7 protein-coding genes are annotated in these 13,086 nt (G+C 60.2%); 6 read left to right on the top strand and 1 reads right to left on the bottom strand.

The features are described from left to right. The first annotated feature begins 1 nt into the window (after position 1). Genes AM2010_RS12095 through AM2010_RS12115 form a run of 5 tightly spaced genes read left to right on the top strand, consistent with a single transcriptional unit; the run spans position 2 to position 7,794 of the window. Complete coding sequence (locus tag AM2010_RS12095; protein ID WP_047807283.1) at positions 2 to 1,555, top strand: type I restriction-modification system subunit M; 1,554 nt, start codon at positions 2 to 4, stop codon at positions 1,553 to 1,555. Next, positions 1,555 to 2,595 (top strand): virulence RhuM family protein, encoded by a 1,041-nt coding sequence (locus AM2010_RS12100; protein WP_047807284.1) that lies wholly within the window; start codon positions 1,555 to 1,557, stop codon positions 2,593 to 2,595. Before AM2010_RS12095 ends, AM2010_RS12100 begins: the two co-directional genes overlap by 1 nt. Further along, complete coding sequence (locus tag AM2010_RS13825; RefSeq protein ID WP_082132913.1) at positions 2,588 to 3,802, top strand: restriction endonuclease subunit S; 1,215 nt, start codon at positions 2,588 to 2,590, stop codon at positions 3,800 to 3,802. Before AM2010_RS12100 ends, AM2010_RS13825 begins: the two co-directional genes overlap by 8 nt. After that, entirely contained in the window at positions 3,799 to 7,056 is a 3,258-nt protein-coding gene (locus AM2010_RS12110) for a type I restriction endonuclease subunit R (RefSeq protein WP_047807285.1), read from the top strand. Before AM2010_RS13825 ends, AM2010_RS12110 begins: the two co-directional genes overlap by 4 nt. A 3-nt stretch (positions 7,057 to 7,059) precedes the next feature. Then, positions 7,060 to 7,794, top strand: a complete 735-nt coding sequence (locus AM2010_RS12115) for a M48 family metallopeptidase (protein WP_047807286.1) — start codon at positions 7,060 to 7,062, stop codon at positions 7,792 to 7,794. 253 nt (positions 7,795 to 8,047) lie between these two features. On the opposite strand, the gene AM2010_RS12120 is transcribed toward AM2010_RS12115, so the two are convergent. Then, complete coding sequence (locus AM2010_RS12120; protein WP_082133005.1) at positions 8,048 to 9,757, bottom strand: DUF885 family protein; 1,710 nt, start codon at positions 9,755 to 9,757, stop codon at positions 8,048 to 8,050. A gap of 451 nt (positions 9,758 to 10,208) precedes the next feature. Here AM2010_RS12120 and AM2010_RS12125 point away from each other — a divergent pair, with 451 nt between their 5' ends. Next, positions 10,209 to 13,037, top strand: coding sequence for a TonB-dependent receptor plug domain-containing protein (locus AM2010_RS12125; RefSeq protein ID WP_160325577.1), 2,829 nt, complete (start codon positions 10,209 to 10,211; stop codon positions 13,035 to 13,037). Positions 13,038 to 13,086 lie beyond the last annotated feature (49 nt).

Below are 13,086 nucleotides of genomic sequence, written 5' to 3' on the forward strand. Positions count from 1 at the left end.
CGTGACCGCAGTTAAGCAATCGGATGTCAACAAGGCGGCATGGGATGCCTGCGATACGTTCCGCGGGACGATCGATCCTGCCGCCTACAAGGACTACATCCTGGTATTCCTGTTCTGGAAGTTTCTGAGCGACTTGTGGGCCGACGAGCGAAAGGCGGCGGAGGCGCAGTATGACGGAGACAGCGAACGCGTTGCGCGCCGTCTTTCCCGATTCCGGTTTCAGATTCCGGAGGGCGCGAGCTTTCACGACCTCTATCCGAACCGAAACGCCGATAATATCGGCGAGCAGGTCAATGTTGCACTTGAGGCCATCGAGCAGGCCAATATTGCGAAGCTGGAAGGCGTGCTGAGCGAGACAGACTACAACAGCCGCAACAACCTTGGTGAGACGGCGGACCGTAATCGGCGGATAAAGGACCTGTTCGACAACTTTGCGCGTCCCGCTCTCGATTTCTCGCCTTCGCGCTTCGGTGGTGAGGACAATGCCGAGGACGTTATTGGCGAAACCTACATCTACCTGATCTCCCGGTTCGCATCCGACGCGGGCAAGAAGGCCGGCGAGTTCTTCACGCCGCGCAAGGTTTCGGAATTGCTGGTGCGGCTGGCCGATCCGCAGCCCGGCAACAAGATCCTCGATCCAGCTTGCGGATCGTCCACCTTGCTCGTCCGCGCGGCTGAGTATGTCGCCGGCGTTGAGGGCAAGGACCACGCCAGCGAAGCCGATGCTCAGGTCTTCGGACAGGAGGCGACCAACCAGACCCAGGCGCTCGCCCGGATGAACATGTTCCTCCACGGGCTCGACAATGCACGGATCGAATGGGGCGATACGCTTACCAATCCGAAGTTCGTGAACGGCGATGCGCTGATGCGGTTCGACAGGGTTATCGCCAACCCGCCCTTCTCCTTGAAAAAGTGGGGGCATGAGGTCGCGGGCGATGACCGCTTCAATCGCTATCATCGCGGTGTCCCGCCGAAGTCCCGCGGGGACTATGCCTTCATCAGCCACATGGTCGAGAGCGCCAAGCCGCGCGAAGGCCGCGTGGCTGTCATCGCTCCGCATGGTGTGCTGTTCCGCGGCGGGGCTGAAGGCAAGATCAGACAGGCGCTGATCGAGGAGAACCTTCTCGATGGCGTGGTCGGTCTCCCGGCACAGCTTTTCCCCTCGACCGGCATCCCGGTCTGCATGGTCATTTTCGACCGCGCGCGTGAAGAGGGCGGGGCGCGAGAGGATGCCGATGATGTCTTCTTCATCGATGCCAGCCGCGAGTTCGTGCCAGGCAAGAAGCAGAACGAGCTGTCGAAGGATCACCTGAACAAGATCGTCGATACGTGGCGCGCGCGTGAGGATGTCGAACGCTACGCCAGCTTGGTCACGCGCGAGCAAATCGCAGAGAACGGCTACAACCTCAACATTCCGCGCTACGTAGATACCTTCGAACCTGAAGAGGAAATCGACATCGCAGCGGTGCAAGCCGAGATCGAGGAGCTGGAAAAGAAGCTGGCCGAGACGCGCAAGAAGATGAACGGCTATCTCAAGGAGCTGGGCGTCCTCTGATGGCAGACCGGAAATCCAGTGGAGAGCTGATCCAGTATCAGACCGAGGACGGGGAAACCGTCATCAGGCTGCAGGCGCGGGACGGCAATGTCTGGCTCAGCCAGGCGGAAATGGCTGAACTATTCCAGACGACGGTGTCCAACGTAAACAAACATATCAAGGGGATACTAAACGACGGAGAGCAGGACGAGGCAACCATTGAGGATTACTCAATAGTTCAAACCGAAGGCCAGCGCGAAGTGACGCGCACCGTCTCGCACTACAGTCTGCCAATGATCCTGGCGGTAGGCTTCCGGGTGCGCAGCCCGCGGGGCGCGCAGTTCCGGCGGTGGGCGGCGGATGCTCTGTCGGAGTATCTGGTCAAGGGCTTCGTCATGGATGACGAGCGGTTGAAAGATCCTGAGGCCGACTATTTCGACGAGCTGCTCGCCCGCATCCGCGACATCCGTTCGTCGGAGAAGGTGTTTTACCGCAAGGTGCTCGATATCTACGCGCTAAGTGTGGATTACGACCCGAAGGCGGAGACCAGCCAGACCTTCTTCCAGACGGTGCAGAACAAGATGCACTGGGCGGCGCACGGCCACACCGCAGCCGAAGTCATCCACGCGCGCGCCGACGCGCAGAAAGACCATATGGGTCTTACCAGCTGGGCGGGCGAAACGCGGGGGAACCTGCCGCGCAAGGACGATGCGCGGGTTGCGAAGAACTATCTCGAGGAAGACGAGATCAAGGCGCTCAACCGCATCGTCACCGCCTACCTCGAATTTGCCGAACTGCAGGCGGAGAACCGCAAGCCGATGTATATGAAGGATTGGATCGCCAAGCTCGACCAGTTCCTCTCTCTGTCCGACCGCGAGATCCTGACCAACGCCGGACGCATTTCGGCGAAGCTCGCCAAGAAGAAGGCCGACGCCGAATACGACAAGTGGCACACCCGCGCTATCGAAGCGCCGAGCGCTGTCGAACGGCATTTCCTCGAAGCGACACAGGCCGTGAAAGAGATCGGCGCACAGCGAAAGAAGGGGGGCGGCAATGACTAAACCCCAAACCCGAGAACTGTGCGACCTTGTAGACTTCTATTCCGGAGGAACCCCGGCGCGTTCCAATGAAAAATTTTGGGACGGTGACGTGCCTTGGGTCAGCGGGAAAGACATGAAGCAGTTCCGGCTAAATGGCAGCCAAGAGCACATCACCAGTCATGCGGTAGAACAGGGTGCTCGCTGCCTAGACCCGGGCGCGATCCTTGTGCTGGTCCGAGGGATGGCCCTTTTTAAAGGCGTGCCTACCGGTATTTTGACCTGCCGGGCCGCTTTCAACCAAGATATTAAAGCGTTGAGGGCTCGGAATGGGGTTAACCCAACTTTCTTGGCTTATGCGGTTGCTGCTCGTCAGAATATATTACAGTCATTCGTGACAGCTGCCGGGCACGGCACTGGCCGCCTGATAACGGAGGCTCTTGAAACACTCCCGATTTGGATCCCGGAAGAGGATTTGCAGGCCGAAATTGTGGAGGCGTTGCGCACTTGGGACGATGCAATCATCATCGCCGAGAAGCTCGTGGCAGAAAAAAAGGCTCGATTAACTTGGCTGACAGATCGTCTCATTTTTGAGATCGATCATCGGCGACCAATCCGAGAAGTCGCCGAACAGACATCGATGCGCGCAGGCGCAAAATTCGAAGGGTTTGATGTCTTTTCATGCACGAAGCATGACGGCCTTGTGCTGTCGGACGAGTATTTTTCCAAACAAGTCTATGGCGAAGATCGAGCGAATTACAAAATTGTTCGACCACTCGAGCTCGCTTACGCAACAAACCATATAGAGGAGGGTTCGATTGGCCTGAACAACCATGGTCGGGCTGGCATCGTGAGCCCAATGTATACGGTATTCCGAGCCACCGATATTGACCCAAAGTTTTTGATCTCCGTTCTCAAGACTGAACGGATGCGTCGGGAGTTTGAACGTAGAACTCCAGCGTCGGTTAATAGACGTGGCGGATTGCGTTGGGATGACTTCTCTGAAATCGAAATCCCATCTCCGGATCCTCTTCAACAGGAGAACATTCAGACAGTCCTTGAAACTGCGCGACTTGAGGTTGAGGCTTCGGAAGTAGCCGTAACGAAATTGCGAGAACAACAAAGCGGTCTGTTGCAGCGACTGCTCAAGGGTAATTGGCGTGGCTGCGAGAACCAAGATTGGTCAATTGGTCGGAAGGACCGCACACAATTTGATGGGGTGGAAAAATGACATCGCCCCGCTTCTCCACCAGCGAAGAAGGCGGCGTGCAACTCCCCGCCGTCATGACTCTGGCGCGGCTGGGCTGGCGCTACGTCAGCCGGGCTGAAGGAGAAGCGCAGCGACGCGGTCGGCTGGAGCAGGTCATACTTGAGGACGTGCTTGCCGAGCGCATGGTGGCTATCAACCGCATCCGCCAGCGGGGCAAGACGCATGCCGTGCCCGACGAGGCGGCGCGCGAGCTGATCGAGAAACTGAAGGAAGCGGCCAGCGATCGCGCCATCGGCCTGATGCCCGCCAACGAGCGGGTGACGAACCTGCTCAAGCTGGGCGAGAGCGTCGACGTGGAGGTCGATGGGGAAAAGCGCGGGCGGCAGCTCAAGTTCATCGACTGGGACAATCCCGAGAACAACCTGTTCCATATGACTGCCGAGTTTCCCGTCCGCCGCGAGCGGCGTGAGGATACACGGCGGCCCGATATCGTGCTGTTCGTCAACGGCATCCCGCTGGTGGTGATCGAGGTGAAGTGCTCCGCCATCGAAACGCAGCAGGGCATCAGCCAGCAATTGCGCAACCAGGCGCCTGACGAAATCCCGCGCCTCTTCACTGTCTCGCAAATGCTGATCGCCGCCAACGACAGCGATCCGCGCTACGCCACTAGCGGCACCCCATCGAAGTTCTGGTCGCTCTGGCGCGAGGAGGAAATCGCCGACAGCCAGGTTGAGCGGATCGTAAACGCCGGCCTTGACCCCGACGAAGCATCGAAGATCTGGATAGATTTTGACCGACATCGGCGGACCCATGACGGCCTGATGGATCCCGGCGCGGGCGGACGGCTGCCCAACCAGCTCGACCGCTTGCTCATCAGCCTGTGCCGCCCCGACCGCCTGCTCGATATCGTCCGCGGCTTCACGCTATTCGACAATGGCGTGAAGAAGGTCGCGCGCTATCAGCAGTATTTTGGCGTGCGCCGTTCGCTCGAACGGGTCCGCCAACACGACGACGATGGTCACCGCAAGGGCGGTGTGATCTGGCACACGCAGGGTTCGGGCAAATCGCTGACCATGGTGATGCTCGCCGGCGCGATCGAACGCGAGTTCGGCAAGGCGCGCTTCGTGTTGGTAACGGACCGTGTCGATCTCGACCGTCAGCTTACACAGACCTTCCGAAACGCCGGCAAGCAACCGCAGCAGGCAACGCGGGGCAGCGACCTGATCCGCATGCTGAAGGACAAGCGGCCGGTCATCACGACGCTGATCCACAAATTCAAGGCGGGGCTGGCTTCGGCGGGCAGCTTCACCGATCCCGATACCGACATTTTTGTGCTGGTCGACGAAAGCCACCGCAGCCAGACGGTCAAGGATATCGACAGCCTCCATCGCCAAATGCGGAAGGTGCTGCCCGGTGCGGCCTATATCGGCTTCACCGGCACCCCGCTGCTGAAGCGCGAGAAGAGCACCTTCGACCGCTTCGGTGGGCTGATCCACGATTACAAGATCGATCAGGCTGTGGCGGACAAGGCGGTGGTGCCGCTGCTCTACGAAGGCCGCCACGTCGAGATGGAGGCGCAACAGGCGAACCTCGACAAGTGGTTCGAGCGCAAGACGCGCAACCTGACGGACGGTCAGAAGGCCGACCTGAAGAAGCGCATCGCCCGCGCACAGGTCGTTCAGGGCGTGGAGCCGTGGCTGAACGAAGTCGCCCAGGACGTGAGCGAGGATTTCGAGCGGACGATGTTGGGCACGCCCTACAAGGCGCAGCTCGTCGCCCCCTTCAAGCGCGAGGCGGTGCTGTTGCACAAGATGCTCGAGGAGATAGGCATCGTCGAAAGCGCTGTGATCATTTCGAAGAGCGACGACCGTGAGGGTCACGAGGACGTCGGCGACGATGACGACGATATCGTTCAGTCCTTCATCAAGAAGGTCGAGGCGAAGCAGCCCTTGGCCAAATACGAGGAAGACACAATCCGCGCCTTCAAGAGTGGCGTGGGGGTGGATGTTTTGATCGTCGTCGACAAGCTGCTCACCGGCTTCGATGCGCCGCGCAACCAGACGCTCTACATTGCCAAGAACCTGCGGGATCATAAGCTGCTGCAGGCAATCGCACGGGTTAATCGGCTGTTCTCCAGCGAGGAGAAGGACGAGGATGGCGACGCGCTCTATGACAAGGAGCACGGCCGTATCGTCGATTACGTCGGCATACTCGAGGACCTTGATCAGGCGCTTACTGCTTACAGCGCGTTCGAGGGATACGACGAGGGCGACGTGGCGCAGGCTCTGGTGTCGATCCGCGAGGAGGTCGACACCTTGCCGGACAAGCACGCAGCCTTGCTCGACCTCTTCACGGGGGTGGGCAATCACTACGATCCGGAAGCCTATGCGCTTCACCTGCGCGACGAGCTTCGCCGGAAGCGCTTCTACGATCGGCTGTCCGATTTTGCCCGCACGCTCCAGACGGCCTTCGGCTCCGACCAGTTCGTAGAGAATACGGAGCCCCGGGTGATCGCAAACTACAAGCAGGACCTGAAGCGCTTCGAGGCGCTGCGCCGCGCGGTTCGCCTGCGTTATGGCGACGCCGAAGAGGACTACGACTACAAGCGCTATCAGGCTTCGATCCGGGCGCTGCTCGACAAGCATATTGACGCGACGGAGCTGGTGGCGATCGTGCCGCCGGTCGACATCTTCGACGAAGAGAATTTCAAGCGCACTGTCGAGGAGCAGACGGGGACGGCGGCCAGCGTTGCCGACGCGATTGCGTCGGCCACCCAGCGCTCGATCACAGAACGGATGGATGAGGACCCGGCGATGTATCGGCGGTTCGCCAAGATGGTGCAGGACATCATCGACGGTTTTCGCGAGGGTCGCCTGAGCGAGAAGGATTATCTGACCAAGGCCCACGAAATCCGGGAGCAGGTCTTCGCAGGATCGCGGGCGAAAACGGAGGAAACGCCCGCATCGCTCCGCGGAGATCCGTTGGGCAGTGCCATCTACGGTCAAGCGCGGGCTTCGGTTGAAGAGATGGCGGGCGAGCAGTCTGCCAAGATTTCCGAAGAGATTGCCGTCGAGTTTGCTTCGATCATCGAGCGTCACAAGCGGGTGGGCTGGACGACGGACCCGAATGCTGAAAACGCGATGCGGCAGGATATGGACGACTATCTGTTTGACCACATCAAGGGCGCGCGAGGCCTTTACGGTTTGTCTGTCGAAGCGATCGACAGCCTGATGGACGCCGCCATCGCTATCGCGAAACGGCAGGCGGCTCGCTGATCAATGGAACAGCACGCAATTGAGATTGGTGGGGAACTGATACGTTTCCAGCTGCGTCGCTCGCAGCGAAAAACCATGGGTATCTCGGTTTCGCCCGATCAAGCGGTTTTGGTCAGCGCACCCGACAAGGCGGATTTCGCCGACATCGAAAGTCGCGTTCGAAAAAAGGCCGGTTGGATACTCGACAAGCAGGCCGAGTTCTCGACTAGGAGTGTCGAGGCAACTCCGAGGCAGTTCAAGCCAGGTGAGACATTCCTTCATCTTGGCCAGCAATATCGGCTGCGGGTGGATCCAGACAGGGTGGGTGTAGTGCGCGAAGGGTCGCGCATAATCGTCGGCGCGATCCAACCGAACGAAGCCGATCGCATCCGCAACCGCTTGGTTAGATGGTATATGAAGGAGGCTCGACAGCACTTGCCTGCCGCGCTCGAAAGATGCCTGCCCGTTTTCCGCAAGGAGGTAGAGCGAAAGCCCAAACTTCTCATCAGGCCGATCAAGATGCGCTGGGGTTCTTATATCTCGGCGACCCATACGTTGATTCTCAACCGATCACTCGTGCAGGTCTCGCCACCGCTGATCGATTACGTTGTCGCTCACGAGCTCGCGCACGTTGGATATGGCGATCATGGACCGGCCTTCACCGCTAACCTTACCGAGAAAATGCCCGACTGGAGGACGCGTAAGAGGGCTCTGGAGAAGCTAGGACTAGAGCTTTTTGATGCTCCCATTCTCCGGTGAAACTCCGGTGAAATTAGCCGATATTCACGTTGTATTCCCGCATTGTTCCGCGAATCGGAAAAGCAGAATCCCCAGTTTTGCGCCATTTCCGAAAATAGGCGCTGCCCTCCGAAGGCAGAGGTCACAGGTTCGAATCCTGTCGGGTGCGCCATCGATTCAAACATCGGCAGAGCGCAATGATGAGGCGCAGGGCCGTTGCCTGCTCGTTGCGGTGTGCGGGGGCCGTTCTCGCACGGCCCCCGTCGGTGCAGCGTCAGCGCTGGGCGGGTCGCACGTCCGACAGAGGGACGTGGCGCCATAGCTTTTCGATTTCGTCGTCGTATCCGGTCAGGTCGTAACGGAGCAGCGATACCGGCAGCCGCCCGGTTCCCATCAGGTAATCGTGGAAGTCCTTGATCGAAAACGCGTCGCCCAGCTGGCGTTTGCGATCGACCAGAAGCTGCTGCAGCTGCATCGCGCCAATGGTATAGGTCATGCCGTATCCCGGGGGGCGGCGAATGTAGATGCCGGCGTCGACGCGCGCCACGTTGTCGTCGAGGTAGGGCGTCCAATCCTTCCAGTACGCCATCGTTTCTTCCACCGACATCTCGTTGCGCTGCATCTTCACGTCGCCGATCGTTCGGGCGGCGCGGAACAGGCCGAAGATATAGATCAGCTCGCGCGTGCGCGGGCGATCGTCGAACAGGCCGAGCTGGAGGGCGGTTTCCTCCAGATAGAAACCCCATCCTTCGGTACGGCCGCTGTCGCTTATGTTGCGCCGGACCGGGTGCGATACGCGCCTGGCGGTCATGCCGTCGAAGCGATGGCCGGGGAATGTAGCGTGCAGGTGGTCCGGTGCGGCGTCGCGGAACTGGATCTGCTCCCAGAACATCGGCCCTTCCGGGCGCACTATCCAGGGCGCGTTATATCCTACTTCCTGATAGCTGTCGGGAATGTAATCGGGGATGGAGATGATCTCCTCGTCCGCCAGCCATTCGCGAATCTTGGCGTCGGTTCCGGCGAGCTGAGCTTCGTACTCTTGGGCCGACTGCGGAAGTTCGAGTTCGGGCAGATTGCGGTTGCGATGGCGCTCCGTCGTATAATTCGCCCAATGGCGCTGCAGCTCGCGCTCTGCCAGCGTCACGATCTGGTCCGAATCGTAGGGCATCAGCCGCACGTTGGTGAGAAACCAGTCGTACGCCTCTCGCCCGACACCGGCCGGGGCCGTCATCTGCGGGCGGGACGCAATCAGCCAGTCGCGAAACCCGGCGATTGCCTGCTGCGCGGCTTCGATATCGGACAGCAGATCTGGTTGCTGCGCGGCGGCGCGGGAATGGAGATCGGCATACCAGCCGATCGCACCTTCGGGTTCCACCGCGCGATAAGGCATGCCGTGCCCGACGCCATCACCGTGCGACAAACTGTGTATCGCGAGATCCGCATAGTCCGCGGCTACCGAATCGAGATTGATCTGCGCTTGCGCGAGATAGCCCGGTATCGCCTGCAATCTGGCGCGAAAGGCTGTCAGATCGTCTCCCTGCAGCGGCAACTCGGTGTAAGCCAGGCGCTGCAGATCATCGACGTACATGCCTGGATCGCGAGCCCAGGGCTTCGTGACGTTCAAGGTGAAGTCGGCCAGATCCATCTGTGCCCGGATTGCCAGATAATCGACCTGCCGATGGCGATCCCATTGCGCCACCGCGAAGTCCGGCAGTTTCGCCTGAAAGGCGCGAAGCTGCTTCCTACGCTTCGCGACGGTGGCTGGGCTGTAATCGACTACGCCGTCGATCGCTTCCGGTTTGCGCCATTGGTCGAATGCGGTGAAGAGATCGACCAGTTCCTCATAAGCCCGATCGCCGTTGGGGATGTTGGCCGCAGATCGCTCAGCCGCCGCTTGCCCCGTTTCCGCCGCTGCGCCGGTGGCTGTCGAAATGGCGGCACCGGCCAGCAGAGCTGCTGCGGCTGTCATAGTGAACTTTCGCATGGACTTGTCCCCTCCCAAAGGCGCCGAACCGACTTCGGTCGCTTGTATATTGAAACAAAAAACGCGTGATTTTCGACACAATGTGGAATCGGGACAGGTAGGTCAAGCAAGTATTCCGGGGGCAGAAGCGTGGCTGGTAAGCGTTCAGTGCCCACCAACCGCTACTGGCTTCGCGAAGCGCTCGCATGCGCTCCGCTCAGTAGCTGTTGACAAGAAGTTATTTATTATCAGCAGCATAAGCGCATTTCATCGCCATATTGATCGCCCCGATGTGCCATCGTTGTTCGACCATCGGTCATCGAAACGACGCGAATGTCAAAAATCTGACAAGAGGCAATTGACGCGTTCCGGAAAATATGCTGAAAATCACGCAAATGTTCACAAGAATGATCGGCGGGAAGGCCGGCACCAACGCCGCAGGTGGACGATCAGAGCTTCAGGGAGGTATGAAATGGGAACTAAGCAGATTACAGGTCTTGGCGCTGCGTTGAAGGGCACTTCGGCGCTATTTCTGTCGATGGCAGTGGTGAGCACCGCGGCGGCGCAGGAAATGCCGGCGGAAGGTGAGCCGATCATCGTCACGGGGTCACGCATTCCCCGGCCGGACGTCGAATCGAACAGCCCGGTCAACGTCATCGGCGGGGAGGAAATCAAGCTAGCGGTCACCAGCGAGACCGAGCAGCTCCTCAACGCGCTGCCGCAGGCGGTGGCTGGCGCGGGCGCGCAGTCCAACAGCGGGAACGGATCGGCGACAGTCAATCTGCGCGGTCTGGGCACCGTTCGCACGCTCGTGCTGCAGAACGGCCGCCGGGTCGTGGGCGCATCGCAGGATGGCGTTGTCGACCTCAACATGATCCCGCCGTCCCTGGTTGCCCGGGTCGAGGTGGTGACCGGCGGTGCATCGGCCGTTTACGGTTCCGACGCGATGGCCGGTGTCGTCAACTTCGTCATGAAGGACGACTTCGAAGGGCTTGAGATCGGCGGGTCTTACGGGATCAGCGACGAAGGCGATGCCGCGCGCTACAATCTCGATATGACGGTCGGCGGAAACTTCGCTGACGGCCGCGGCAATATCGTGTTTCACGGCAGCTACTACGACCGGGCCCAGGTCAAGGGCGTGGCGCGCGACCACGCGCTCGATTATCTCGCCGACGCGGTTGTCGACGGCAAGCCGGTGCTGGTCGAATCCGGCAATGGCGTTACCCCGCAGGGCACGATCTTCTCGCCGCAGCTGGTCGGTCTGACCGACCCTTACGGCAACACGATCGGCACGGCGGGTATCTTCTTCGCGGATGAAGGCTGGCGCGCCTACCAGCCCAGCGACGGGTTCAACGATCGCCCGTACACCAATCTCCAGATGCCGATGGAACGCTGGCAGGGTTCGGTCCTGGGTCACTACGACGTTACCGATGGCGTCACCGCTTTCTGGGAAGGCTCTTACGTCCACAGCAAGATCAATTCGACGCTGGGTGCGGTTCCGATGAGCAGCTCCGGCTTCATCCCGGGCTTCCAGCTCGACTTGCGCAACCCCTATCTCGATCCGACGCTGCGCGATTTCCTCAGCGCCAACATGGATGGCGACGGCGACAGTCTGGTCCCGGTCAACATCAACCGTCGTTTGCTGGATGGCGGTTCGCGCACCAGCGATCAGACGCGTGATTTCTGGCGCTTCGTGGTCGGTCTGAAGGGCGACCTTACCGATCGCCTGTCGTGGGAAGTCTTCTTCAACCAGGGCCAGACGAAAGTGACCGACGTGCAGGGCGGCGGCGTCCTGGTCGACAACTTCGCCAATGGCTTCCTGACGGACCCGAACGACCCGTACAAGTGCGCCACCGATGACGCGAACTGCGTCGTGCTTGATCCCTTCGGCCTCTATTCCATGACGCCGGACATGATCGATTATATCTACACCGATCTCACCAATATCACGACGATCAAGCAGAAGCAGGTTGGTGCCAGCCTTACCGGATCGCTGTTCACGCTTCCGGCCGGTGATGTCGGCATCTCGCTCGGCACGGAGTATCGCAAGGAAAGCTCCGCGTTCGATCCCGATCAGCTCTATGTCATGGGCAAGGCGCTTTCGCGCTCTGCCGGGCTCAGCCCGACTGCCGGTTCGTTCGATGTGGTCGAAGGGTATGGGGAGCTCTACGTCCCGATCCTGGCCGACATGCCCGGCGTGCGGCTGCTGGCGTTCGAAGGGGGTGTGCGCTTCTCCGACTATTCGACAGCCGGTTCGGTCTGGTCCTACAAGCTGGGCGGCGAGTATTCACCGTTCGACGGATTGAAGTTCCGCGGTCTTTATCAGCGCGCGGTGCGCGCGCCGAACGTGGTCGAGCTCTATTCGGGTGCGACCAACACGGCACCGCAAGCGGTCGATTTCTGCAACGCGAATGCGGATCGCACCACTGCCGAGCGTGACTTCTGCGTCAATGCGCTGGGCGTGCCGTCTGCCGTCATCGACGTTTTCCAGCAGGAAAATCAGCAGATCCGTGCAATCACTGGCGGCAATCCGAATCTGCAGGAAGAAACGTCCGATACGTGGTCGGTCGGTGCGGTGATCCGGCCGGACTTCCTCCCGGGTCTTCAGCTCACCGTCGATTACTACAACATCAAGATCCAGGACGCGATCGGATCGTTCGGCGGCGGCCTGCAGTCGGTGATCACCGCCTGCAACGCCGACATGTCGCTGGACAACGTGTTCTGCGTCCCGCTGCAGAACCGCACGCCCGATGGCCAGCTCTATGACGTGCCGCTCCTCAATGCCAACATCGCCAAGATGGAGGCGCGCGGGATCGACTATCGTCTGGACTACCGCCACAATCTGGGCGCCTCGTCGCTCAACTACTACATTGCCGGCACGTATCTGCTCGACAACATCTCGCAGGGCAGCCCGATCGTGAACCCGGTCAACTGCGCCGGCTACATCGGTGGTGGCAGCTGCGGTACGGCAAGTCCGAAATGGCGTTTCACCCAGCGGCTGACCTGGGAAGCGGACAAGCTGCAGCTTTCGCTGCGCCATCGCTTCATCGGTTCGGCCAAGGATGGGCGGATCGCCGGTGCGAAGGCATCGGGTGCGGACGCCCCGGCGCTGGCCGTGCCTGAAACCGGTGCGGTGCACTACTTCGATCTCAGCGCCTATTACGATGTGGTCGATAACTTCACCCTCTTCGCCGGGGTGGACAACGTGCTCGACGAAGATCCGCCGTTCTACCTGTATGAGCGTGAGACGTACGACGCCATCGGACGCCGGTTCACCATCGGCTTCACGGCAAACTTCTGAGTGGTGTCGTCCCGGTCGTGTCGGCAAGATGCCGGCGCGACCGGGCGAT

Origin of the sequence: Pelagerythrobacter marensis (genome assembly GCF_001028625.1) — a bacterium.
GTDB classification, from domain to species: domain Bacteria; phylum Pseudomonadota; class Alphaproteobacteria; order Sphingomonadales; family Sphingomonadaceae; genus Pelagerythrobacter; species Pelagerythrobacter marensis.

Coding starts and splice junctions, on each gene's coding strand:
- AM2010_RS12110 (WP_047807285.1), top strand. CDS start 3,799: ATGACATCGCCCCGCTTCTCCACCAGCGAAGAAGGCGGCGTGCAACTC.
- AM2010_RS12125 (WP_160325577.1), top strand. CDS start 10,209: ATGGGAACTAAGCAGATTACAGGTCTTGGCGCTGCGTTGAAGGGCACT.
- AM2010_RS12115 (WP_047807286.1), top strand. CDS start 7,060: ATGGAACAGCACGCAATTGAGATTGGTGGGGAACTGATACGTTTCCAG.
- AM2010_RS12120 (WP_082133005.1), bottom strand. CDS start 9,757: ATGCGAAAGTTCACTATGACAGCCGCAGCAGCTCTGCTGGCCGGTGCC.
- AM2010_RS13825 (WP_082132913.1), top strand. CDS start 2,588: ATGACTAAACCCCAAACCCGAGAACTGTGCGACCTTGTAGACTTCTAT.
- AM2010_RS12100 (WP_047807284.1), top strand. CDS start 1,555: ATGGCAGACCGGAAATCCAGTGGAGAGCTGATCCAGTATCAGACCGAG.